The 23,586-nt window shown below is 63.5% G+C and carries 25 protein-coding genes and 1 riboswitch; of the genes, 16 read left to right on the top strand and 9 right to left on the bottom strand.

Annotated features, from left to right (window positions below; all coding sequences use genetic code 11):
• Positions 1–85 precede the first annotated feature (85 nt).
• Positions 86–925, top strand: a complete 840-nt coding sequence (locus tag ABIE49_RS14280) for a class I SAM-dependent methyltransferase (protein ID WP_192738823.1) — start codon at positions 86–88, stop codon at positions 923–925.
• A gap of 82 nt (positions 926–1,007) precedes the next feature.
• Here the strand turns inward: ABIE49_RS14280 and ABIE49_RS14275 are convergent, their stop codons facing one another.
• The 4 genes from ABIE49_RS14275 to ABIE49_RS14260 all read right to left on the bottom strand — a co-directional run bounded on the left by ABIE49_RS14275 (position 1,008) and on the right by ABIE49_RS14260 (position 3,902).
• Positions 1,008–1,223: a cold-shock protein gene (locus ABIE49_RS14275; protein ID WP_028350729.1), complete on the bottom strand. Its 216-nt coding sequence runs from the start codon at positions 1,221–1,223 to the stop codon at positions 1,008–1,010.
• Between the two features lie 313 nt (positions 1,224–1,536).
• On the bottom strand, positions 1,537–2,397 hold the full coding sequence (locus ABIE49_RS14270; RefSeq protein ID WP_192738822.1) for a 23S rRNA (adenine(2030)-N(6))-methyltransferase RlmJ: 861 nt from the start codon (positions 2,395–2,397) through the stop codon (positions 1,537–1,539).
• 212 nt (positions 2,398–2,609) lie between these two features.
• Positions 2,610–3,293, bottom strand: coding sequence for a ribonuclease T2 family protein (locus ABIE49_RS14265; protein ID WP_192738821.1), 684 nt, complete (start codon positions 3,291–3,293; stop codon positions 2,610–2,612).
• 150 nt (positions 3,294–3,443) lie between these two features.
• On the bottom strand, positions 3,444–3,902 hold the full coding sequence (locus tag ABIE49_RS14260; RefSeq protein ID WP_192738820.1) for a hypothetical protein: 459 nt from the start codon (positions 3,900–3,902) through the stop codon (positions 3,444–3,446).
• A 165-nt stretch (positions 3,903–4,067) separates the two neighbouring features.
• Between ABIE49_RS14260 and ABIE49_RS14255 the strand changes: the two genes are divergently transcribed.
• From ABIE49_RS14255 to ABIE49_RS14245, 3 genes are all read left to right on the top strand, one after another.
• A complete protein-coding gene (locus ABIE49_RS14255; RefSeq protein WP_192738819.1) occupies positions 4,068–4,358 on the top strand; it encodes a hypothetical protein in 291 nt (96 codons plus the stop codon).
• A gap of 42 nt (positions 4,359–4,400) precedes the next feature.
• On the top strand, positions 4,401–4,946 hold the full coding sequence (locus tag ABIE49_RS14250; protein ID WP_192738818.1) for a DUF3617 family protein: 546 nt from the start codon (positions 4,401–4,403) through the stop codon (positions 4,944–4,946).
• A 185-nt stretch (positions 4,947–5,131) separates the two neighbouring features.
• Positions 5,132–6,172, top strand: coding sequence for an IS110 family RNA-guided transposase (locus tag ABIE49_RS14245; RefSeq protein ID WP_192740894.1), 1,041 nt, complete (start codon positions 5,132–5,134; stop codon positions 6,170–6,172).
• 355 nt (positions 6,173–6,527) lie between these two features.
• On the opposite strand, the gene ABIE49_RS14240 is transcribed toward ABIE49_RS14245, so the two are convergent.
• The 3 genes from ABIE49_RS14240 to ABIE49_RS14230 form a co-directional block, all read right to left on the bottom strand.
• The gene (locus ABIE49_RS14240; RefSeq protein ID WP_192737697.1) at positions 6,528–7,913 is read right to left on the bottom strand and encodes an ATP-binding protein; all 1,386 of its coding nucleotides are present in this window, start codon (positions 7,911–7,913) and stop codon (positions 6,528–6,530) included.
• Positions 7,914–7,932: 19 nt separating this feature from the next.
• Entirely contained in the window at positions 7,933–8,616 is a 684-nt protein-coding gene (locus ABIE49_RS14235; RefSeq protein WP_192737696.1) for a response regulator, read from the bottom strand.
• Between the two features lie 98 nt (positions 8,617–8,714).
• Positions 8,715–9,266 carry a MarR family winged helix-turn-helix transcriptional regulator gene (locus tag ABIE49_RS14230; RefSeq protein WP_192737695.1) on the bottom strand — a complete coding sequence of 184 codons (552 nt, stop codon included), beginning with the start codon at positions 9,264–9,266 and terminating at the stop codon, positions 8,715–8,717.
• Positions 9,267–9,609: 343 nt separating this feature from the next.
• Here ABIE49_RS14230 and ABIE49_RS14225 point away from each other — a divergent pair, with 343 nt between their 5' ends.
• From ABIE49_RS14225 to ABIE49_RS14200, 6 genes are all read left to right on the top strand, one after another.
• Positions 9,610–10,686 carry a branched-chain amino acid aminotransferase gene (locus ABIE49_RS14225; RefSeq protein ID WP_192737694.1) on the top strand — a complete coding sequence of 359 codons (1,077 nt, stop codon included), beginning with the start codon at positions 9,610–9,612 and terminating at the stop codon, positions 10,684–10,686.
• 118 nt (positions 10,687–10,804) lie between these two features.
• The gene (locus ABIE49_RS14220) at positions 10,805–11,695 is read left to right on the top strand and encodes a branched-chain amino acid aminotransferase (RefSeq protein WP_192737693.1); all 891 of its coding nucleotides are present in this window, start codon (positions 10,805–10,807) and stop codon (positions 11,693–11,695) included.
• Positions 11,696–11,919: 224 nt separating this feature from the next.
• A complete protein-coding gene (locus tag ABIE49_RS14215; RefSeq protein WP_192737692.1) occupies positions 11,920–12,438 on the top strand; it encodes a YegJ family protein in 519 nt (172 codons plus the stop codon).
• Between the two features lie 146 nt (positions 12,439–12,584).
• The gene (gene hisS, locus ABIE49_RS14210; RefSeq protein ID WP_192737691.1) at positions 12,585–14,099 is read left to right on the top strand and encodes a histidine--tRNA ligase; all 1,515 of its coding nucleotides are present in this window, start codon (positions 12,585–12,587) and stop codon (positions 14,097–14,099) included.
• A gap of 154 nt (positions 14,100–14,253) precedes the next feature.
• A complete protein-coding gene (locus tag ABIE49_RS14205; protein ID WP_025590867.1) occupies positions 14,254–14,457 on the top strand; it encodes a tautomerase family protein in 204 nt (67 codons plus the stop codon).
• A 90-nt stretch (positions 14,458–14,547) separates the two neighbouring features.
• On the top strand, positions 14,548–14,943 hold the full coding sequence (locus ABIE49_RS14200) for a thioesterase family protein (RefSeq protein ID WP_192737690.1): 396 nt from the start codon (positions 14,548–14,550) through the stop codon (positions 14,941–14,943).
• Positions 14,944–15,060: 117 nt separating this feature from the next.
• Here the strand turns inward: ABIE49_RS14200 and proC are convergent, their stop codons facing one another.
• Together proC and ABIE49_RS14190 are read right to left on the bottom strand one after the other, a co-directional pair.
• Positions 15,061–15,888: a pyrroline-5-carboxylate reductase gene (proC, locus tag ABIE49_RS14195; RefSeq protein ID WP_502915903.1), complete on the bottom strand. Its 828-nt coding sequence runs from the start codon at positions 15,886–15,888 to the stop codon at positions 15,061–15,063.
• A 223-nt stretch (positions 15,889–16,111) separates the two neighbouring features.
• Complete coding sequence (locus ABIE49_RS14190) at positions 16,112–16,612, bottom strand: type III secretion system chaperone family protein (RefSeq protein WP_192737688.1); 501 nt, start codon at positions 16,610–16,612, stop codon at positions 16,112–16,114.
• A gap of 502 nt (positions 16,613–17,114) precedes the next feature.
• Between ABIE49_RS14190 and ABIE49_RS14185 the strand changes: the two genes are divergently transcribed.
• The 6 genes from ABIE49_RS14185 (at position 17,115) to ABIE49_RS14160 (ending at position 23,535) form a co-directional block, all read left to right on the top strand.
• Positions 17,115–17,921 (top strand): LON peptidase substrate-binding domain-containing protein, encoded by an 807-nt coding sequence (locus ABIE49_RS14185; protein WP_192737687.1) that lies wholly within the window; start codon positions 17,115–17,117, stop codon positions 17,919–17,921.
• A gap of 303 nt (positions 17,922–18,224) precedes the next feature.
• Positions 18,225–18,373, top strand: a riboswitch (FMN riboswitch).
• Positions 18,374–18,447: 74 nt separating this feature from the next.
• On the top strand, positions 18,448–19,038 hold the full coding sequence (locus tag ABIE49_RS14180; protein WP_192737686.1) for a 6,7-dimethyl-8-ribityllumazine synthase: 591 nt from the start codon (positions 18,448–18,450) through the stop codon (positions 19,036–19,038).
• A 160-nt stretch (positions 19,039–19,198) separates the two neighbouring features.
• Positions 19,199–20,008 (top strand): SDR family NAD(P)-dependent oxidoreductase, encoded by an 810-nt coding sequence (locus tag ABIE49_RS14175; RefSeq protein WP_192737685.1) that lies wholly within the window; start codon positions 19,199–19,201, stop codon positions 20,006–20,008.
• Positions 20,009–20,540: 532 nt separating this feature from the next.
• Entirely contained in the window at positions 20,541–22,277 is a 1,737-nt protein-coding gene (locus ABIE49_RS14170; RefSeq protein WP_192737684.1) for a pyrroloquinoline quinone-dependent dehydrogenase, read from the top strand.
• Between the two features lie 129 nt (positions 22,278–22,406).
• Positions 22,407–22,745 carry a c-type cytochrome gene (locus ABIE49_RS14165; protein ID WP_192737683.1) on the top strand — a complete coding sequence of 113 codons (339 nt, stop codon included), beginning with the start codon at positions 22,407–22,409 and terminating at the stop codon, positions 22,743–22,745.
• The gene (locus tag ABIE49_RS14160; RefSeq protein WP_192737682.1) at positions 22,738–23,535 is read left to right on the top strand and encodes a substrate-binding periplasmic protein; all 798 of its coding nucleotides are present in this window, start codon (positions 22,738–22,740) and stop codon (positions 23,533–23,535) included. The genes ABIE49_RS14165 and ABIE49_RS14160 overlap by 8 nt, the downstream gene beginning before the upstream one ends.
• Positions 23,536–23,586 lie beyond the last annotated feature (51 nt).

Below are 23,586 nucleotides of genomic sequence, written 5' to 3'. Positions count from 1 at the left end.
TCTGTTGCAGCCTCCCGGCGGCGCCAAGCCGCCGGGATTTTTTTGTCTCGTGGACAGTGCGCAGCGGCACGCCTAAAATTGTTCGATGCAGCCGGGGCAGCCAAGTCTGACCGCGTTGGGCGCCGCCCGCTTGCGCGCGGCGCATCAGGTGCTGGATAACGCATCGATCCTTTGGGATCCGCTGGCGTTACGCATTCTCGGCGACGATATCCAGGTCTCGCTCGACCATGCCCGGGCCCACACGTCCGGGCCACGGTTGCGCTGGTTCATCGCCGCGCGCTCGCGCATCTCGGAAGAAGCGCTGACGGAAGCGGTAAACAATGGTGCGACGCAGCTCGTGGTGCTCGGTGCAGGGCTCGATACGCTCGCCTACCGGACGCCGCTCGCGGGTGGCCTGCGAATTTTCGAAGTCGATTTTCCCGCCACGCAAGCACGCAAGCGCGAGATGCTGGCCGCTGCGACAATCGCCGTGCCGGACACGCTGACCTATGTCGGGATAGATTTCGAACGGCAGACATTGGCCGAAGCACTGGACGCCGCAGGCTTTGTCGCCGCCAAACGCAGCTTCTTCAGCTGGCTCGGCGTGGTGCCGTATCTGACCGAGACGGCGGTGTTCTCGACGCTCGGCTATATCGGGCAGCTAGAGGGCGGCGCTGAGGTGGTGTTCGACTACGTCAACCCCGCAAGCTCGGTCGCACCGGCCGGCCGCGCCGCGCATCAAGCGCTTGCCGAGCGGGTGGCCGCGGTTGGCGAAAGCATTCAGAGCTATTTCGATACCGCGCCGCTTTGCGCCCGCATGAGCGCGACCGGCTTCCGGCATGTCGATGATGTCGGCCCTGACAGGATCGCGGCGCGGTTCTTCCCCGAGAGCGAACGCAACGCACCGGGGCGCGGCGGCCACATCATGCACGCGTCCACGTTCTGAGCCGCGCCTCGCGCTCAGTGGGATTTGGTGCAGGCAAAACTTCAGTCCGCTTTCACCGAGAAGCTTCAGCTCACGCGTCAGCTTACGATGAAATCACCAGGTTGACCGCCTTGGGGCCTTTGCCCTTCTTGTCCGGTTCGACCTCGAATGTAATGCGCTGTCCTTCAGTCAAATCCTTCAATCCGGCCCGCTCAACGGCAGTGATGTGAACGAACACGTCGCGGCCGCCGTCATCGGGCTTGATGAAGCCGTAGCCGCGTTCTCCATTGAAGAACTTGACTGTACCAGTCATGGCCATCGGGAAAACTCCTCCCCCGCATTGCTTTGCCGCTACGCGCAATTCGCGTATCGGCCGACCGGACATTCGTTGTCGGAAGCTTGGCCACCTGAACCGATCGGGTCACGCACCGATCAGTCTGGATTTTTTTAGGCCTTGATCACTCCGCCGCAACCATTCGCGGAAGCGGAACGTAAAGCCAGTCATAACAACCGAGCATAATACGGTTCCGCGCAAATTGACTATGGCTCAATCGTACTTTTCGGCCCAATGCACTGCCTTGAAGGCTTACCTCGAAAGGCTTGCTTTCAAGGCTTGCGTTCAAGACTAGCGTTCAAGGTTTGGGCGTCTCAAGCCTGAAGCGGCCGGCGCCGCCCTGGCCGAGCGGTTTTTCCAATTCGGGTAAAATGGTCTTCAGCTCGCCCGCCAGCGTCCACGGCGGGTTGACGATCAGAAGCCCGGTTGAGGTGAGGGGACCGCCGGCCTGCTGCGGTGCGACGCTGAATTCTAGCCGCAGACATTTCCCGGCCGGCTTGCCAGTCTCAGCCACGGCGGCGACATGCCGCGCCAGGCCGTCGGTGATGCGCCGGCTCTTGACCGGATACCACAAGAGATAGCTGCCGGTCGGCCACTTCGCATAGGCCTCAGCAAAGCCGTCGGCGAGCTTTTCGAACTCGTCCTTTTGCTCGAACGAAGGGTCGATGAGCACGAGGCCGCGCCGCTCGTTCGGCGGCACGAAGGCCGGCAACGCCGTCCAGCCGTCGAGATCGACCACCCGGGCCTGGGTGTCGCGGCGCAGCGCATCGATCAATTGCTTGTGGGCTTTCGGCTCGATCTCGCACGCCGTGAGGCGGTCCTGCGGCCGCAGCAGCGCGCGCGCGATCAAGGGCGATCCGGGATAGGCTTTCAGCTCGGCTTGCGCGTTGAAGGCCCTGACGATGTCGAGATAGGGCGCCACCAGCGGCAACGCATTTTCCGAGAACCGCGCCTGCATCACCCTTGCGATGCCGGTCAGCCATTCGCCGCTGCGGCGGGCCTCGTCGCCGGACAGATCGTAGCGTCCGGCGCCGGCATGGGTGTCGATGACGCGAAAGGCGGCGGGCTTTTCCTGCAGATAGGTCAGCATCCGCACCAGCACGATGTGCTTGATGACATCGGCAAAGCCGCCGGCATGAAAGGCGTGTCGGTAGTTCATGGTTGACCGGCTGACTCAATTTGAGAAGACGCAACGTCTTCTACCCGTCATGGCCGGGCATAGTAAGTCTGCTGCGCAGACTACGTAAACTTGTCTGCGCTCCCGGCCATCCACGTCTTTGATCACCAGACGAAAGAAGACGTGGATGCCCGGGTCATCTAGCGCGAAGACGCGCTTCGCGCTTCTGCCCGGGCATCACGACGAGGGAGGTTTTAACTCCCCCGCACCGGCGGCATCACGACCTCGTCGCGGCGGCAGGCGCGGCGGTCGATTTCCTCGCAGGAGCGGAATTGCAGGTCCTTGCTCATGCAGACCCTGACTTCGCTGAGGCGACGGCTGCTGCAGACGACCGAAATCGCCGAGCTGCTCAGGCCGGGATTGACCTTGATGAAGGCTGCCTCGAGCGCCTCGGGGGCGATTGTCTTCGATTCCGACAATTGCAGGAATTCCTCGGGGATCTTCACCGCGGCGCGGGCTTTGCGGATGTTCTCGAAATAGGCCCGCGCGCCAAGGCCGGAACAGGTGCCGTGCTTGTCCCATTCGTTGAAGATCAGCCCGGGCGCCGGCATCAGGTCCAGCATCGACGTCATGATGTTGCGGTCGAGACGGGGCGACGGCCGCTGGCAATATTCGGGAAAGCCGCGCTCATATTGCGGCCACAGGCCGTGGACCACGAAGGAAAACGGGCGCTCGCACTGGATCTGCGCAGAACGGCCGCTATTGCCGCGTTCGGAGGCCGCCTCGCAGAAGGAGGGCGACCACGACAGGGCCAGCACGTAGAAATCGAACTCGCCAGGGGCGTTTTGCCGGCGGTCCTGCGCGGCGGCGTGGCCCGCGGTGACAAAAACAAGTGCCAGCGAAATCAGCAGCCGCGAAACAATGACCGATGGAAACATCAACCGCTCCCTTACTCGCCAAGCATGACGTACTCGATTACCCGAGCCTAGCAGGGAACCGGAACATTTCAAGAACAAAAATAGCGTTAGGCGCGAATCGGGTAGCGCCGGCCACCGCGATCGAAAAACTCAGGAAGTGTGGGGATAAGCTTAAGGCCGTGCGGCCTTGCAGCCGGGGTTATAGGCCCAGTTGCGGTCCAGCCCGGTGACGCACCATTCGACGCCCTGGCCGAACCCGGCAAAGCCGCCATCCTCGACGATCGAATAGTGCACGTGGCGCACCTTGCCGTCGCTCAGCATCACGTCGCCGGTGCAATAGCGGCGCGGAATGTTGTCGGATTGCCAAGGCCGGAACGTGGTTTCGTGGACCCGGCCATAGGCGGTGATGGTCAGGGGCGAATTCCAGAAGGTGCTTTCCTTCTCGCGGAACTGCGAAATGATGGTCGGCAGCGCCGATTCGCACGGCGCAACGCGCCCGTCATAGCGGGGACCGGACAGCCAGAAATTCAATTCCAGCGGATTGGCGGCCTCTGCCGACTGGCCGAATGCCAGCACGGCAAGTGCCGCAGCCAGGCCGAAGGTTTTCAACGATGTGAAGAGGGTGCGCATGGGAATTCCGCCGGTCATCCAACCCTCCGGACCGTGCCGTGAAGCCCGGACGAGGTCAAGTGCAGCGCGGCAACACCTTGCAGACAAGTAGGGGTTCGGCCGTAACCCATTCTTTTCACAGCCGCCGGCGCACTCTATGGTGGCCCCAGCGAAATGGAGTCGGCAATGCAAAGAATTGGGGCCGCGTGCCTGGTTGCGATGTGCGGGATGCTGGCGGCTGCGCCGGCGCAGGCCGACTGGGTACCGCCGTTCAAGGGTAATGATACCGGCGGTATCATCGCCTATTCGCTGGCCAGGCAGGCGGATGCGCGCCAGCTCGCGGTCGATCACTGCGCTGGCTACGGCAAGGTGGTGAAATTCCTCGCGGTGCAGCCCTATGACGGCGGATACGTCTCCTTCGCCTGCCGCTGGGTGCCCTATGGGGCCAACGCCCGGCCGCTGCGCACGCTCTACTGAGCCGGACCTGAACGCCTCATCCACGACCAGCGGAGCGTGAGCATGGCGCGACAGCTTCATTCATTTTGTTTGGCGCTTGGGCTGCTCGCGATGTGGCCTGCGAGCCATGCCGGCGCCGTCGAGCTGCCGGTGCGCAAGGCCGGCCTGTGGGAAATGAAGGTGGTGCAGACCGGCTCGCCGGTGCCCGAGATGACGATGCAGCAGTGCACCGACGCGACCACTGACAAGGATATGAGCACCTCGTTCTCGCCGATGGCCAAGGACGTCTGCTCGAAAAACGATATCCAGAAGACCGCGACCGGCTATGTCACCGATTCCGTCTGTGGCTCCGGCGGCATGTCGGTCAAATCGCGTGCCGAGATCACCGGCGATTTCAACTCCGCCTACACCGTGAAGTCGACCTCGAACAGCACCGGCGCTCCGGCCGGCGTGCCGCGCGACTCCACCACCACGATCGAGGCGAAGTGGTTAGGGGCCTGCAGGGCCGATCAAAAGCCCGGCGACATCATCATGCCCGGCGGCATGAAGATAAATCTCAAGGACATGGAAAAGCTGAAGGGTTTGCTGCCGAAGCAGCCGCCGAAGTAACCCGCGGGAATTTGTAGATGGGGTAACGGGCCCCGGTCTGCCTTCCAAGCAAGCCGCGCTTGCTACGGCGCTGTTGGGTGCGCGCTTCGCGCGGCTTGCTTGGAAGGCGGGCGGTCGTCCCTCACATGGATGGTGTTTACGGAGTCGAGGATGGACCTCGCTCCAAGCATCAAGGAGAGACGACCATGGAGTATTATGCAGGAATCGACGTGTCATTGGAATGCTCAAGCGTGTGCGTTGTTGATGGGAACGGCAAGATTTTCCGCGAGAGCAAGGTGGCAAGCGAGCCGGCGGCGCTGATCGGTTGGTTCACCTCGCTCGGGATCGGGCTGGGCCGGATCGGGCTGGAAGCTGGGCCGCTGTCGCAATGGCTGTACGCGGTGATGAAGCAGGCTGGGCTCGCAGTTGAGCTGTTGGAGACGCGGCACGTGCACGACGCGTTCAAGGCGATGCCAGTGAAGTCGGACCGCAATGACGCACGGGGGATCGCGCAACTGATGCGGCTGGGCTGGTTCCGGCCGGTTCACTGCAAGTCGGTGGCGGCGCAGGAAGTGAGAGCCTTGCTGACGGCGCGCAAGCTGGTTCAGAGCAAGCTTCTGGACGTCGAGAACAGCCTGCGCGGGATCTTGCGCGGCTTTGGGCTGAAGGTCGGCAAAACGACGGGAACAGATTTTGCTGGACGGATCAACGAGTTGGTGAAGGGGCATCCCAACCTGGAAGTGATCGCAGAAGCGCTGCTCAAGGTGCGGACCGTCCTGCTGAGCGAGTTCAAGGCCTTCGAGAAGCGGGCAGGCAGGATGTCGCTGATGAATGCCAAGGCCAGGTTGTTGATGTCGACGCCTGCGGTGGGGCCAATCATCTCACTGACCTATGCCGCAGCGATCGATGATCCCGCGCGGTTCACATCCTCCAAGCAAGCCGGGTCGCATTTTGGGTTGACGCCGAAGAAGCACCAGTCCGGCGAGACCGACCGATCGGGCCGGATCAGCAAGATCGGCGACGCTTCCGTGCGCGAGGCGCTCTACCAGGCCGCTCACATCATGCTGACGAAGCCGATCAAGGGATGTTCGCAGCTCAAGAGCTGGGCGATGCGGATCGCCAAACGGGCCGGCATGAACAAGGCTAAGGTCGCGCTGGCCCGCAAGCTCGCCGTGATCATGCATCGCATACTCAAGGACGGTGCGCCCTTCAATCCGGCCACCAAGGCTAACGCTGCAACGGCTTAGGAGCAAAAACGACAGGTTTTCGGGCGGGTCACGACACCAGCCTTCCCGAAGCGAAGTCCCTTCGCCGGGACGATGGATCAGGTCAGGCCGACATCCGGGATGTCGACACATCGAACGATGTGATCACGCTTCCGTAGATTGGCCGACCTATCCTCTTACGAACCCCATCAGGCGACGGCCCTTGCGCCGATCCCGTACAGAAGCAAGTTCCCGGCGAGCGGATGACGCAAAAGGGATTGACTAATCGAGGCCCGTTACAGAAGCCCGGATGAAGCGCAGCGAAATCCGGGGGGGCTCGCAGGCGGCGAAACCGTCCCGGATTGCGCTGCGCTTCATCCGGGCTACAGGGCTCTTCTTACACCGGCACCCTGACCGCCGCTCTTAATCCCCCCATCGGACTGTCGCCGAGCGTGATGTCGCCGCCATGCGAGCGGGCGATGTCGCGGGCGATCGCCAGCCCAAGGCCGGTGCCGCCTTCGTCCTGGTTGCGGGCGTCGTCGAGCCGCAGGAACGGCTTGAACACTTCCTCGCGCATGTTGGCCGGAATGCCCGGTCCATCGTCGTCGATCGTGACCGTCAGATAGCGGTGGTCGCGATGACCGGTGATCGAAATCGTATTGGCGTGCCGCGCGGCATTGGAGACGAGGTTGGCGAGGCATCGCTTGAACGAGGCCGGTTTGACGGTCACCACCGGCAGGCCGTGGAACGCCACCGTCGCGGTGTGGCCGTGGCGCTCGGCATCGCTGCGCAACTCCTCCAGCGCCATCGACATGTCGGTCGGCTGCGCGACCTCGCCGCTGTCGCCGCGGGCAAAGGCGAGATAGGCCTCGAGCATGGCGGACATCTCGTCGACGTCCTTGCGCATGCCGTCGACCTCGGGAATGTCGCCGATCAGCGCGAGCTCGAGCTTGAAGCGGGTCAGGATGGTGCGCAGATCGTGGCTGACGCCGGCGAGCATCGCGGTGCGTTGCTCGATCGAGCGTTCGATGCGCCCCTTCATCTCCAGGAACGCCTGCGCCGCGCGCCGCACTTCCCGCGCGCCGCGGGGACGGAAGTTCGGCGCCTCGCGGCCCTTGCCGAAACTTTCGGCGGCGTCGGCGAGCCGCAGGATCGGCCTGATCTGGTTGCGCAGGAACAGCACCGCGACGATCAACAGGATCGAGGACGTCCCCAGCATCCAGAAGATGAAGATCTCCGAATTGGAGGCATAGGCGGCACTTCTTTGCGCGAAAATGCGCATGACTGCGTCGTCGAGCTGAATGCGGATCTCAACGAGGTTGGATTTGCCGACGGTATCGATCCAGAACGGGCGGCGGATCTGACGGCCGATCTGCGCCGACAGGGTCTGGTCGAGCAGCGAGAAGAACGGCTTCGGCCCCGGCGGCGGCATGTCGCCGACCGGGAGGAAATCAACCACGAGCTGCAGCCGCTGCCCGACGAGGCGCAATTGCGCGCGGTCCTTGTCCTGCGGAAAGAACTTGTAGATGTCGATCAGGCTGGCGATATCCTGCACCACGGCAGCCGACAGGCGCCGCGTCACCGTGTTCCAGTGCCGCTCCATGAACACGAACGCGACCACGGTCTGCAGCACCACCATCGGCACGATCATGATCAGGAGCGCGCGGGCGTAGAGGCCGGTCGGCATCCAGCCCTTGAACGCGTTGCCCATCCAGCCATTGACCTTGGAGACCCGGCCGGCGGCGGTGCGGATCAGCGTGAGGCCGGTGTCGAGCGTGCTCATCGCGCTTGGTTCGTTTGGCTCACGGCGACGCCACCAGGCGATAGCCGATGCCGCGCACCGCCTGCAGGAACAACGGATTGGCCGGATCTTTTTCGATCTTGCGGCGCAGCCGGTTGATCTGCACGTCGACCGCGCGCTCGTTGACGGTGCCGCCGCCGGTCAGCGCCGCGCGCGGCACCGTCTCGCCGGGGCTCAGGCTCAGGATGCGCAGCATCTCGCGTTCGCGGTCCGTCAGGTGGATGATCTCATCGCCTTCGCGCAGCTCGCCGCGTTCGAGATGATAGACGTAGGGCCCGAACGCGATCTGCTCCAGCGCTTCCACTGCCGGCGTCGCGGTGCGCTTGAGGATGTTGCCGATCCGCAAGACCAGTTCGCGCGGCTCGAAGGGTTTCGCCACATAATCGTCGGCGCCGATCTGCAGGCCTTCGATGCGGGCTTCCGCCTCATGGCGCGCCGTCAGCATGATGATCGGCACCGAGGATGAGGTGCGGATGAAGCGGGCGAGATCGAAACCGGTTTCGCCGGGCATCATGACGTCGAGGATCAGGAGGTCGAAATGCAGGCCGAGCAGCTTGGCGCGGGCGTCGGTGGCGCTCGCCGCGGTCGTGACGCGATAGCCCTCGCCGGACAGGAAGCGCGACAGCAAGTCGCGGATACGGCGGTCGTCGTCGACCAGCAGCAGATGCGGGGCGTCGTCGGCCATTTGCCGCGGCGTCCGCACGGTAGCTGCGGCGACGGTTGGGTTGGCAGTCGCGTTTGGAATTCCGTTCGGGGTTACGTTTGGGGTTCCTTGGGCCACGGTCACTCCCTTGGCTTCTTTCCGCTGCCGAAGATCGTCTCCAGCACCTTGTCCGGGTCGTCGCGATCGATCATCGCGCGCAGGAACTGCCGCAGCACTTCCTGGCCAGCGGTATCGATGTCCTGCATGGCGCGGTTGATACGATCGGTCTGCAGCCCGGCGAGCTTGCCCACCAGGGCCTCGCCCTTCGCCGTGGCGTAGAGAAGGCGCTGCCTGCGGTCGTTATTGCCGGTCTTCTGCACGATATAGCCTTCGTCCAGCAATTGCTTGAGCACCCGGCCCAGCGACTGCTTGGTGATGCGCAATACGTCGAGGAGGTCGGCGACCTTGAGGCCGGGGTAGCGGTGGACGAAATGCATCACCCGGTGATGGGCGCGGCCGAACCCGAACGCCTCGAGCTCATGGTCGGCGTCGCCGACGAAGTCGCGATAGGCGAAGAACAGGAGCTCGATGATATCCCAGCGCAATTCGCCCGCACGCGGGGCCGGCGACACGCCGTCAGGCCCCCTCGAATCGGGGTCACCGGCAGGCCTTGAGAAATTTATGTCAGTCATGTTGACATATCTTGGGTTCAATGTTACAAAACTACCAGCCACGACGAAACTTTAAGTCGTTTCGGCCTTGGCAACGTAAGGGGCGGCCGGAGTAAGCCAGCGATGGCGGCAACGGCCGCGAATTGGACTACCGTGCGATTGTCGTGCGGCATTTGCGCAAACATACTGGACTTCGGCATTCCGCAAAAGCGTGTCCTCAAGGGACTTGCCAGCGATGGAAACCAGCGGCAAGGCCGGTGGTGGTGAAGTTCGGACCAATCAAGCAAGCAGGCTTGACGAAACAGGCCTGCGCCAGGAAACGCACCGGTTCCGACAGCAGGAAGCAAGGGCGGGAAGCAAGACAATGAGTTTGAAATTCGAAATCCGGCCAACGCCCACTCCGACATCCGAGCAGGAGCGCACGGCAAAGCTCGCGGACCCCGGCTTCGGCCGGGTCTTCACCGATCACATGGCGATCGTCCGCTACAACCAGGCCAAAGGCTGGCATGACGCGCGGGTCGAATCCCGCGCCAATTTTCCGCTCGATCCTGCCGCCGCCGTGCTGCACTACGCGCAGGAGATTTTCGAGGGCCTCAAGGCCTACAAGCGCGACAACGGCGTGAACCTGTTCCGCCCCGACGCCAATGCGAGGCGCTTCAGGAATTCGGCCGAGCGCATGGCGATGGCGCCGATCCCTGAGGACGTCTTCATCGAAGCGGTCGAACAACTGGTGCGCATCGACAGCGCCTGGATACCCGGCGGCGAGGGCAGCCTCTATCTGCGGCCCTTCATGATCGCGAGCGAGACCTTCCTCGGCGTTAAGCCTTCCTCCGAGTACATCTTTTCCGTCATCGCCTCGCCGGTCGGCTCTTATTTCAAGGGCGGACCCGCGCCGGTGTCGATCTGGGTGTCGGAGAACTACACGCGTGCCGCGATCGGCGGCACCGGCGCCGTCAAATGCGGCGGCAATTACGCAGCCAGCCTGCGCGCGCAGGCCGAGGCGATCGAGCACGGCTGCGACCAGGTGGTGTTCCTCGATGCGGTCGAGCGCCGCTACATCGAGGAGCTCGGCGGCATGAACGTGTTCTTCGTGTTTGACGACGGCTCGCTGCTGACGCCGCCGCTCGGCACCATCCTGCCCGGCATTACGCGGGATTCGATCATTGCGCTGGCAAAGGATTCCGGCACGCGCGTGCGTGAAGAGCTCTACACGATCGACCAGTGGCGCAGCGACGCCGCCAGCGGAAAGCTGAAAGAAGCCTTCGCCTGCGGCACGGCCGCGGTGATCTCGCCGATCGGCAAGGTATGTTCGGCAAGCGGCGATTTCCTCATCAGCGGCGGCGCTGCCGGCCCCGTCGCCATGGGAATGCGCAAGAAGCTGGTCGACATCCAGTACGGCCGTGCGGACGACCCGCACGAGTGGATCCGAAAGGTCCTGTAACCGGCGACGGAATTATTCCGCCGCTTCTGAGACAAGCAACGTTTTTTCGACCTGAGCACGGGGCCGCGCGCGCCTCGCGGAGTCGCGCGCCGTGCGCGGTCAAACTGGGAGAGAGGCCATGGGAATTTCCTTCGACAAGATCGATGGTGTCATCTGGTACGATGGCAAGCTCGTGCCGTGGGCTGACGCCAACGTCCATGTGCTGACCCACGGCCTGCATTACGCGAGCTGCGTGTTCGAGGGCGAGCGTGCCTATGGCGGCAAGGTGTTCAAGAGCACGGAACATTCCGAGCGGCTGAAGAACTCGGCCAACATCCTCGATTTCGAGATTCCGTATTCGGTCGCCGAGATCGATGCCGCCAAGCAGCTCGTGATCGACAAGAACAATCTGCCTGACGCCTATCTTCGCCCGATCGCCTGGCGCGGTTCGGAGATGATGGGCGTGTCGGCGTCCTCAAACACCATTCATCTGGCGATCGCCGCCTGGGACTGGCCGAGCTATTTCGATCCGGCCACCAAGATGAAGGGCATCCGCATGTGCCTTGCCGAATACCGGCGGCCCGATCCGCTGACGATTCCGGCGATGGCGAAGGCCTCCGGCCTCTACATGATCTGCACCATCTCAAAGCACAGAGCGGAGCGTGCCGGCTATGCCGACGCCATGATGCTGGACTGGCAGGGGCGGGTCGCCGAATGCACCGGCGCCAACATCTTCTTCATCGCCGATGGCAAGATCCACACCCCGATCGCCGACTGCTTCCTCGCCGGCATCACCCGCGCCACCGCGATCGATCTCGCGCGGCGTCGCGGCATCGAAGTGATCGAACGCCGCATCATGCCGGACGAACTTTCTGGTTTTACCGAGTGCTTCATCACGGGCACTGCCGCCGAAATCACCCCGGTGGCTGAAATCGCCGAGTGGAAGTTCACGCCCGGCAAGATCTCGGAACAGCTGATGGTGGATTTCGCGGTCGAAGTGCAGCCGAAGGGCAAGGCCGTCGCGGCGTAAGCTCTTCCCCTCTCCCCTTGTGGGAGAGGGTGGCACGAACGCAAAGCGTTCGTGACGGGTAAGGGGTTCTCTCCCCACGGTAAGATTTCACGCCGGGGATACAGACCCCTCATCCGGCGCTTCGCGCCACCTTCTCCCACAAGGGGAGAAGGGAAGTGAACTGTTTCGCCCCCTTGCGCGACCAACTCCCGGACTTGCGGATAGCGGTGCGTGAAATGGTGACAATGACCTCAGTCCTCTCGACATGCTCGAAATGCGTCGTCGCGGCCGCCTTCGCGGCGGCGCTTGCGCTTCTCGGCTCCCCTACAACGAGTGTCCGGGCCGAAGACCGTTCCCCCGTGATCGACTTTCGCAATGGCGACCCGGAGATCAATGCCGCGATCGCGCAGGCGCGTTCCACGCTGCCGAAATTCTGGGCCTCCTACGACGCGCCAAAACCGTCGGAGACCGGTCACTCTCTCAAGGCGCGTTTTCCATATCCGAACAACAGCGGCGAGCATATCTGGATGGCCGAGGTGAAGAAGATTGGAGACGGTCGCTATTCGGGCAGGTTCGCCAATGCGCCGCGCCATTTGCCGGGCAAGCGGGCCGGCGACCTGGCCGAGTTCAGGGAGGCCGACATCTCGGATTGGATGTTCCTGCGCAACGGCAAGATCGTCGGCGGCGAGACCATCCGGCCGATCCTGAAGAAGATGTCGAAGGCCGACGCCGATGCGCTGCGCGCCAGGATGGAAACCCCCTAAACGCCGGGCAGGACGTTCTGGCCAAAACCGGCCCGGTGGGCTAAGTGCGAGGGATGGGCTTGGCGAAACGAGCCCACCCTGTTTTTCCCGGTGAGTGCGGCGCCAGAAGTGGCTTTGCCCACCCTACACAAGTTGCAACGCCGCCCATGGCCGACAAATCCAAGAAACCCCAGAAGCTGAAGGCGCGCCTGCCGCGCGGGCTGGAGGATCGCGGTCCCGCCGCGATCTCGGCGACGCTGCAGATGGTCGAGAAAATCCGCGAAGTCTATGAGCGCTACGGTTTTGAGCCGGTGGAAACCCCGGCGATGGAATTTACCGACGCGCTCGGCAAATTCCTGCCCGACCAGGACCGGCCCAACGAAGGCGTGTTCTCGTTCCAGGACGACGACGAGCAGTGGATTTCGCTGCGCTACGATTTGACCGCGCCGCTGGCGCGCTATGTCGCGGAAAATTTTGACTCGCTGCCGAAGCCCTATCGTTCCTATCGTTTCGGGTGGGTATTCCGCAACGAGAAGCCGGGTCCGGGTCGCTTCCGCCAGTTCATGCAGTTCGACGCCGACACCGTCGGCGCGCCGACGCCGGCCGCCGATGCCGAGATGTGCATGATGGCGGCGGATACCATGGAAGCGCTCGGCATTCCCCGCGGCAGCTATGTGGTGAAGGTCAACAACCGCAAGGTCCTCGACGGGGCGCTCGAAGCGATCGGCCTCGGCGGTGAGGAGAATGCCGGACGCCGGCTCACGGTGCTGCGCGCCATCGACAAGCTCGACAAATTTTCCGCCGACGAAGTTCGCAAGTTGCTCGGTCCCGGGCGATGGGATGGAGGCGAAGAAGGCAAGGGCGACTTCACAAGCGGAGCCGGCCTGAGCGCCGCGGACGCCGACATCGTTTTGGCCGTCACGCAAAAACGCGACGACTGGAAAGAGGCAATTGCCGCCGCGGATGCTTATCTCGCCAGGAGCGACGTGGGTCAGGCCGGTGTCAGCGAGTTGGAAGAGATTGCCAAACTGGTCACAGCATCCGGTTACGCATCGGATCGCATCCGGATCGATCCTTCTGTCGTCCGCGGTCTCGAATATTACACCGGTGCAGTCTACGAAGTTGAGCTGCTGCTGGAAACCAACGACGAAAAGGGCCGTCCCGTGCGTTTCGGCTCGGTCGGCGGCGGCGGACGTTACGACGGCCTGGTCTCGCGCTTCCGCGGCGAACCCGTTCCCGCAACCGGCTTCTCCATCGGCGTGTCGCGGCTGCAGGCGGCGCTGACGCTGATCGGCAAGGTCGATACCAAGCCCGCTGTCGGGCCTGTCGTCGTCACCGTGTTCGGCGGCGAAATCGCCGATTACCAGAAAATGGTCGCGACGCTGCGCAACGCTGGTATCCGCGCGGAACTATATCTTGGAAACCCGAAGCACAGCCTCGGCCAGCAGATGAAATATGCCGACCGCCGCAACGCGCCCTGCGCGATCATCCAGGGCTCGGACGAGCGGGCCAACGGCAAGGTTCAACTCAAGGATCTCATCCTCGGAGCGGGCCTGACCGAGATCAAGGACCGCGAGGAATATCTGAAGAAGCAGTCCGAAGCCCAATACGAGGTCGATGCAAGCAAGCTCGTCGATGCCGTGCGCGAAGTTCTGGCGCGCCATGACGTGAAGTGGAATTAGGTCCGTCATACGCGGGCTTGACCCGCGTATCCATCTTCCTTGAAAAGGGATGGATTGCCGGGCATAGGCGAGCGGAAGCGACGCCGTCCTTCAGACGGCTATGCCCGGCAATGACAGTGTGCAAGTACAGCAAGAGCAAAGGGAGAAGAAAAAAATGCCCGAGATTACCGTGAGCATGGCCGCCGGCCGCACCGACGAGCAGAAGGCCGGCATGATGCGTGACATCACCCAGGCGCTGGTCAAGAACCTCGGCGTCGATGCCGATGCGGTCGTGATCCAGATCAACGAAGCCCCGCTCGCCCACAAGATGAAGGGCGGCAAGACGTTCGTCGAACGCGCGGCCGCGGCGAAGAAGTAGTTTCATCCGTCGTCCCGGCCTTGAGCTCAGATGCGCAATTGCGCATCTGAGCTCAAGGCCGGGACGACACCGGTTTTGTGGAAACCACCCATGGACGCACGCGAAATCATAAAAATTGGTATGAGCGCCGAGCGCACCCTGGTGGTGCCGCCGGAGCGCACGGTTGGGCATTTCGTGCCTGATATGCCGATGGTCTATGCGACGCCGATGATGATCCTGGAAATGGAGCTGGCGTCGGGCGATGCCATTCGTGACTATCTGCAGCCGGGCTGGATCACTGTCGGCACCGAGGTCGATATCCGCCATCTCGGCGCTTCGCTGGTCGGCTCGACCGTGCGGACCACGGCAAAAGTGGTCGCGGTGGAACGCCGCGTGATCCGCTTCGAGGTCGAGGCGTTTGAGGGCGAGCGCAAGATCGGCGACGGCCGCCACGCCCGCGGCCTCGTCAATGTCGAGATGTTCAATAAGCGGTTTGGGGCGAAGTAGCTGCAGTCGCCAGCTGCGTAGGGTGGGCAAAGGCGCATCTGCGCCGTGCCCACCATTTTTACGCATGTGTAGCTAGTTGGTGGGCACGCTTCGCTTTGCCCACCCTACGATACCCAGCTACTTCGCCAGGTCCTTCGAGCGCTGCGTCGCCGCGGCCACCGCGCGCGTCATCAGCTTCTGCATTCCGTCAGAACCCATCAGCACTTCGAGCGCTGCCGCCGTAGTGCCGCCGGGAGAGGTGACGTTCTGGCGCAATGTCGCCGACGACAGGTCCGAGCGATGCAGCAGTTCGCCGGAGCCGGCGACGGTTTCCCGCGCAAGCTTGGTAGCAAGATCCTCCGGCAGTCCGGCCGCGACACCGGCGCGCGCGAGTTCTTCGGCGAGCAGGAATACGTAAGCCGGCCCCGAGCCGGACACCGCCGTCACCGCGTCCATCAGGCCTTCCTTGTCGACCCATTCGACCGAGCCCGTCGCGCGCAGCAGCGCGTCGGCGATCGCGCGCTGCGCGGCGCTGACTTTCTTGGCGGCGACCGCAACCGTGATGCCGCGGCCGATCGCGGCCGGCGTGTTCGGCATGGCGCGAACCACGCTGCCGCCGACGATCGCTTCGAGCACGGCAATCGTCGTGCCCGCCATGATCGAGACCACCAGCGTCGAGGATCCTACGAAAGCCTTCAGCGTCGCACCGGCTTCGCGGAACGATTGCGGCTTCACCGCCACCACCAGCGTATCGACCTCGCCGGCATCCTTCGGCGTTGGGTTCAGCCGGATGCCTTGCGCCGCCAGCGCGTTGATCTCGCCGGCAGGATGCGGCTCGATCACGACGACGCGCCGGGGATCGAGCCCCTGAGCCAGCCAGCCGGTCAGCATCGCGCCGCCCATCTTGCCGGCGCCCGCGAGCGCGATGGTGCCGTGGACGGATTTCAGTGCGTTGGTTGTGCTCAAGGTGATCACCACGAATTCGCTGTCGTCCCGGCCCGGTGCGCAATTGCGCACCAGGAGCCGGGACCCATAACCACAGCCGGTTCTAGTGAAGCGAGGGACAGGCCACAAGCAGTTTGCTTTAGCCATTGACGTCACGGCGTATGGGTCCCCCGATGCGCAATTGCGCACTGAGGTCAAGCCCGGGACGACACCGACTATGTGGAGGCGGTTCGGGCTAGAGCGCCTACGCCTCGCCCTCGGTATCAAACATCGCGGCGCTCATGGCTTCCGCGGCGGTCTTGCCGGCCCAGACCACGAACTGAAACGCGGGGTAATAGCGTTCGCAGGCGTGGATGGCGCCAACCAGCATGGCTTCGCATTGCGCGGTCGAGGCGGTGAGGCCGTTCGGCAACACCAGCGCCTGCCGGTACATGATCATGCCGGTGTGGGTCCAGATGTCGAAATGGCCGATCCACAATTGCTCGTTGATCGCTGATATCAGCCGCTGCACTTCGGGCCGGCGCGCGGGTGGAATCTTCATGTCGAAGGCGCAGGCCAGATGCAGCGCCTCGATCTCGCCCATCCAGGTGAAGGAGAGCTGATAGTCGGTCCAGTCGCCCTTGGAGACGATGGTCACCTCGTCTTCGCCGGAACGCTCATACGCCCAGTTGTTATCGCTGGCGATGTCCTCGACAACCGCGAGCGGGTTGTTCGGGGAATCGATAATGCTTTCGAGGAGGGACATTCCGTCTCGACCTTGCCATTTCACGTGAGTTGATACGCACAACGGGGACCGGCGGGCGCGGGAGGTGGTGCGTCGCTGCCGACTGCAATCCCCTGATTATTCCTGATCGTCTTTGGGGCTTGCCGGCTCAAGTGATGTGATTTGCGGAATCTGCGCAACCGACCCCTGAGTCCGTCCACAGCCAATGCGCGGGCCGTCCACAGCTCTTCGTCGTCGTAATTATTAATTTGAGAACAAATCGGAATCGGATTCTGTGGATTGGTGTCGGCCGCCACCGGAAGAGCACCGGCCCGCCACAATGGTTAATTTTTTCTTAACCTGAATTGACAGCCGCTTCGGTCACGGCGCATATTTTTCCACAGGGTGGATACGACCCGCTGCTTGCGCCCCTTCGAGGGTACGGTGAACGTATCGAGCCGTTCGAGGCCTCCTTTGCCCAGCGAACGAGTCAGTAACGCAAGCGCCTGACACACCTTGTTCGCCAATGCAGAGGAAGTATCCCATGCGCGATTTTCGCGATGCCAAGGCTATGGCGCATTCGTTGCGCGAGGCTCTCAAGGCCAAATCGGTTTCTCTCACCCACAGCGAAAGCCTGGAACTTGTCGCCAGGACGTTGGGCCTGCCCGACTGGAATCATCTCGCCGCGCGAATTGAGTCGAGCCTGCCTCCGCTCATGCCGGCCGGAGCAACAAATCCGGTAACCGCGGGCATCCCGATCGTGCCGATGCGGGACCTCGTGGTGTTTCCGCAGATGGTCGCGCCGATTTTCGTCGGGCGCGAAAAAACCCGGCGCGCGATCGAGCGCGCGATGGCGACGGACCGCCGCGTCCTCGTGGTCACGCAGCGGCGCTCGGCCGACGACGATCCGCAACTGGACGCGCTCTATCCGGTCGGCGTCACCGCAGCCGTGATCAATCGCGTGGTGCTGACCGACGGAACGCTCAAGCTGGCGATCTCCGGCCTCGAACGCGCCGCGGTCGGCAAGGCGGTCGCGGACGAATTCCTGGCGGCCGAGATTGCGCCGATCGAAGAGAGTAACGGCCAGACCGACAAGGCCGTCCTGCTGTCACGCCTCGTCCTCGATGCCTACCGGATGTTTGCCAACGTCGATTACTCCAACGTTCCGCCGCAGCTTCAGGCGCGTCTTCACCTTCCCGACATCGGAGACCCCAGTCTGCTCGCCGACACCGTGGCGCCGCTGCTGCCGGTCAGCATCGAGCAGCGGCAAGAGCTGCTGGAAACCAGCGACGTCACCGCGCGGCTTGAGGCGATCCTCGACCTGATCAAGGCGGCGCAAAAGGCGGCTTAGACACGATGAGATTGGGTTGAGCTGTATCCACGACGGCGCGCGCTCCCTCTCCCGCACTTGCGGGGGAGGGTTGGGGTGGGGGTGTCTCCGCGGGCGACACCGATCGTGTGGATAGACCCCCACCCGCCGCGCTTCGCGCGTCGACCTTCGCCGCAAGCGGGAGAGGTGAAGTGAGTCCGCGCGAATCCGCCCGCTGCCCTGTCCCGCCGTCATGGGGATCATGCAGATTCCCGGTGCTGATGGCGCTTGCCGATGCCGCGGCCTTTGGTCATATTTGCCGACAGGTCGTCCATTCCGGGCGGCCGATGTTCTCAGGGCGGGGTGAAAATCCCCACCGGCGGTAAGGGTGACGTAGCCCAAGCCCGCGAGCGCCTTCTTCTCCCGAAGAAGGGTCAGCAGATTCGGTGTGATTCCGAAGCCGACGGTTAAAGTCCGGATGAAAGAGAACGGTTGCGGCGGCCCGCGCGTTTGCGTGGGTCAATCGTCGTTCCGTGTGCCCTGATTCTGGTCCTGAAAGAGGAAAGCCATGAATCAGATGTTGCAAGAGCCTGAAGCCCAAACCCAACAAGCCCAAACGGTGGAATCCGAGATCAGGGTTCCCGACACGCCCGAGCGCCCGCCGGCGCCCGTGCATCCGCGTTTCGTCAAGCCGCAGCGGGTCGCCTTCGTGCAGGCGTCCTGGCACCGCGACGTGGTCGAGGAATGCCGCATCGCCTTCCTCGAAGAGATCGAGGCGCGGCATATTTCGCGTGCGCAGGTCGATCTGTTCGAAGTACCCGGCTCGTTCGAGATCCCGCTGCATGCGCAGTTGCTCGCCAAGACGCGGCGCTACACCGCGATCGTGGCGGCGGGGCTCGTGGTCGATGGCGGCATCTACCGCCACGAATTCGTCGCCGACACCGTGATCAAGGCGCTGATGGACGTGCAGCTGAAGACCGAAGTGCCGATCTTCTCGGCGGTGCTGACGCCGCAGCAATTCCACGAAAGCGCGGTGCACCACGATTTCTTCCGCAAGCATTTCGTCATCAAGGGCATCGAAGTCGCCGAAGCCTGCGCCAACACCCTGCACAGCCTCGAGCGGCTGCGCGGACAGGTCGCCGCGGGGATTACGGGGTAGGGCCGTAGGATGGGTAGAGCGTAAGCGAAACCCATCATCTCACCTCGTCTCAAGTCATTGATGGGTTTCGCTAGCGCTCTACCCATCCTACGATCAGGCCGCGGCGGCGATATGTGCCGCCGCGACCGCAAAAAAATCACAGCAGGGAGCAAGGGCCATCATGACCGGACAAAATCCACCCGATTGGCTCGGCCTGACAGGCCGCGTGTGCGTGGTGACGGGCGGCGGTGGCGGCATCGGCCGCGCCACGGCGCTCAGCCTCGCGCAGGCCGGCGCCCGCGTCGCCGCGATCGACCTCGATGAGCGCGGCCTCGAAACCACGCGAAGTGAACTGCGCCACTTCGGCGCCGAACATTTCGTCGGGCGCTGCGACACCGCGAATGCCGAGAGCGTCGCCGGCGTGTCCGAGGCGGTCGAGCAATCGCTCGGGCCATGCAGCGTCCTCGTCAACACCGCCGCGGTGCTGCGGCCGGGTGGCCTTGAGAATCTGACGCTGGCCGAATGGAACGCGGTGCTGGCGGTCAATCTCACCGGCTACTTCCTCTGCGCGCAGAGCTTCGGCCGGCAGATGCGTAAATCCGGGCGCGGCAGCATCGTTCACGTGTCGTCGATCGCCGGCAGCCATGCGCAGGGCCACAGCGGCGCCTACAGCGTCAGCAAGGCCGGCGTCATCATGCTCTCGCGCCAGCTCGCCAGCGAATGGGGACCGGCAGGCATCCGCAGCAACGTCGTCAGCCCCGGCATGGTGATCACGCCGATGAGTCAGGCGTTCTACGATACGCCCGGCGTCACCGAACGCCGCTCCGCCGTGGTGCCCTTGCGCCGTGTCGCCGTGCCGCAGGATATCGCCGACGCCATCCTCTATCTCGCCAGCGACCGCTCCTCCTACGTCAATGGCGACGAGATCACCGTCGACGGCGGTTACGCCAACATGCTGATGAACCTCGTGCCGCGACCGGGATTTGAGTGACGAAGAGGTGGTCTTGCGCACCCTCACTGCTGATCTCTCAATCACGCTCGTTCAATTTGTGCAATGCGCGACGCGCTTTGCGCAGCGCTGTTGCTTGTCTGCTCGCGTGCGACCTTTCAGCTTAGGGTTGCCAAAGCCGCCGGTACTCCACAAAAAAACAACAATCCGGTCAGCTAATGGCGTGGCGCATCGAGGGACATGTCATGGTGCACCGCACCGACGTCGCCGGGGAATGTTGGGGGCAGGCAAGCCCCGGCAATGACCGCGTGTGCCGCGCTGCACTGAAATCGTCCCCGCCTCGAAAACGATCCTTCGCCCCGACCAATTCTTCATTCGGACCAATGCCCGCTTCTCAGTCAGGCGGCATGAAGTGCTGCCGTCTAACGACGGCAGTCCCGCCGGTCCATGCCATCCATCTCGAACTGCCGACCCCATGAGGCTTTGATACCTGAAGAGGCTTTGACACCAGAACATCCTGCAAGCGTCGCGAAGAAAATTCGACCCAACAAACAAACACAAAGGGAGGATGCAGATGATTTTCTACGGACGATCTATTGTCGGCTGCGCCGCGCTGGCGGTAGCTGCCCAAGTCACTGTCACTGCCGCCGTCTCGCCGGCGCGCGCCCAGAACGCTGCGGCGCTGAATGCCGAGGCGGCCATGAACGACTGGCCGACCTATCACGGCACGTACAAGTCCTATCATTACAGCGGCCTCGACCAGATCAACGCCGGCAACGTCAAGAATCTCGAAGTCGCCTGGATGCATTTTCCGGAGCGCGCCACCCGCGGCCTGCAGTCGACGCCGCTGGCCCTTGACGGCGTGCTGTATTATTCGGGCTCCTACAGCCGCGTCTACGCGCTGGATGGCGCGACCGGCAAGACGATCTGGGCCTATGCGCCGGAGCTCGACGAGGAGCTGGTCGCCAAGCAGACGCACTCGCCGTACAACCGCGGCATCGCCATCGGAGGCGGCAACCTCTATGTCGGCACCGTCGACGGGCGCCTGATCGCGCTCGATCTGAAGACCGGCAAATCGGTGTGGGACACCAAGCTGCTGGATTCCAAGAAGGTGACCGTCGGCTTCACCGGCGCGCCGCTGGTAGTCAAGGACATGGTGATCATTGGTGCGCAGGGCGGCGAGTGGACCGGTCGCGGACCGATCTTCGGCGTGGACGGCAAGACCGGCCAGAAGAAATGGGAATTCTTCACGGTAGCCGGGACCGAAGAGGCGATGAAGACCTGGGGCGGCGAGTCCTGGCGGACCGGCGGCGGCGGCGGCTGGATGCCCGGGACCTATGATCCGGAAACCAATTCGGTGTGGTGGGGCACCGCCAACCCGGCGCCGCTCTACGACTGGTCGGGCGCGGACTGGAAGAAGAGCGGACCGCGGCCGGGCGACAATCTCTATACGACATCGGTCATCGCGCTCGATCCCGATACCGGCAAGCTCAAATTCTATCATCAGGAATTGCCGCACGATGCCTGGGACTTCGACTCTTCCGTCGGCGAGTTCGTCATGATCGAGCGCGGCGGCAAGAAGCTCGTCGTGCACGCCAACAAGAGCGGATACGTCTTCGTCTATGATCGTTCCAACGCCAAGGTCGAGAACGTCTGGGCGCTGGTAAAGAACATCAACTTCGTCAAGGGCATCGATCCGAAGACCGGCGAACTGATCGGTCGCCGCGACCTCGTCGAAGGCAAGGTGGACCCGCCACTGTGTCCGGCCATCGCCGGCGGCATCAGCTGGAACTCCGGCGCCTACAGCCCCAAGAACGGGCTGTTCTACCGGATCGGGCAGGAGTGGTGCATGGAGATGAGCGTCGAGAAGACCACGCCGATCATGGAGCCGATGGCCCAGCTCAACATCGGCGCCACCTTCAAGATCGTGGCGCCGCCGGACGGGCCGGCCCGTGGTCATCTCAGCGCCCGTGATCCCGTCACCGGCGCCAAGAAGTGGGAGGTCGCCTACAAGCAGCCGCCACTCGCCAGCGTTCTGGCCACTGCCGGCAACCTGGTCTTCGTGCCGGACGCCGAAGGCGTCGTGCACGCCTACAATGCCGACACCGGCGAAGAGCTCTGGTCGCGCAACAACGGCATGGGACATAATGCCGGCATCATCAGCTACATGGCCGGTGGCAAGCAGTACGTCGCCGTACCGGCGGGTTGGGGCAGCCTGGTGGCCGATGAGTTCGTCGCGCTCTATGGCGAGCCCTTCAAGAGCATGTCGAAGAATACCGGCGCTCTGATTGTCTACGCACTCAGGCAATAATGGTTGGTGCGGGCGGCAGGGATCTCCTTGCCGCCCTCGCCGTCAAGGCCCTTGCCGCCCTCGCGGTCAAGGCCCTTGCCGCCCTTGCGATCAATACATTGCCGCGCTTGCGGTCAATAGGATGCTGGAATGCGAATACCGTTGCTAGTTGTTTCGACCATCGTCTGGCCATTTCTGTCGACCGCCGCGTTAGCCCAACAGGCTGCAAATCCGCTGCCGCAAGCCGAAGCCTCGCCTGATGACATCGAGGGCGGGAAAATGTTCGCCACCACCTGTGGCTTCTGTCACCAGGAGGGCGGCCGCCATGCGGGCAGGGGTCCGAAGCTGTCGAAGTCCGAGCGCAGCGACGAATACCTCGTCGAGCGCATCAAGAAGGGCAAGGTCGGCGCCATGCCCGCCTATGGTTCGGTGTTCAGTGACGGCCAGATCATCGCGATCCTGGCCTACATCAGAGGGCTTGATGACTAAAGCGGCGTGGAGACCGCGATATCGCCTCTCGCGATGCGCGGCAGGTCTCGCGTTGCTGATGCTCTGGAGCGCGCCGGTGGATGCCCGCTCGCTGGAAGCCGTCATCGAGCGCGGCGCGTTGACGCTCTGCGCCAGCCCCAACGCGCTGCCGTTTGCCAGCAAGTCCGGGCCGGTCCCGGGATTTCAGATCGAACTCGGCGAAAAAATTGCCGGGCAGCTCGGCGTCAAGCTGACGCGGGAGTGGGTGGTCAGCGCGATCCAGTATCGCCGCGCCGATTGCGACCTCGTGCTCGACGTCATCGCCCGCAAGGATACGCCGCCCGCCGGCGGTGTGCGGACCTCGCGTCCTTACCATCGCAGCGGCGTCGTGCTCGCGGTGCGCGGCGATTCACAGGCGTCCTCGCTGGCCGGCCTCGGTCCCGACCAGCGGGTCGGGGTACCCGTCGGCTCGGTGGTCTCGATGACGCTCGCCAAGGGCGGCGCCGCCACGTCTCCGTTCGCCTTCGAGGAAGATATTGTTGCGGCGCTCGCCAGTCGTGAGATCGAGGCTGCCGCCGTCACCCCGATGACGGTCGGCTGGTTCAATCTGCAGCACGCCGACAAGCCGTTGCGCCTGATTCCGGCGTTCGGCGACGATCAGGACCTGAACTGGAATATTGCCGCCGGGCTGCTTCGCCCCGACGACCAGCTGCGCGCGCGTGTCGATGCGGCGATCGAGGCCCTGCTGGCCGACGGCACCATCGCGCGGATCTATGCCCGCTACGGCATCGAGCTGCGACCTCCGCAGTGAGGCGCGGTATCGCGCGATGGGTTGAAGCAAACCTCGCACTTGTGTGAAGCG

The organism is Bradyrhizobium sp. OAE829 (genome assembly GCF_040546575.1).
Classification (GTDB): domain Bacteria; phylum Pseudomonadota; class Alphaproteobacteria; order Rhizobiales; family Xanthobacteraceae; genus Bradyrhizobium.
The sequence above is the reverse complement of the archived record's forward strand: the minus strand, read 5'-3'. Positions and strand labels throughout refer to the sequence as shown.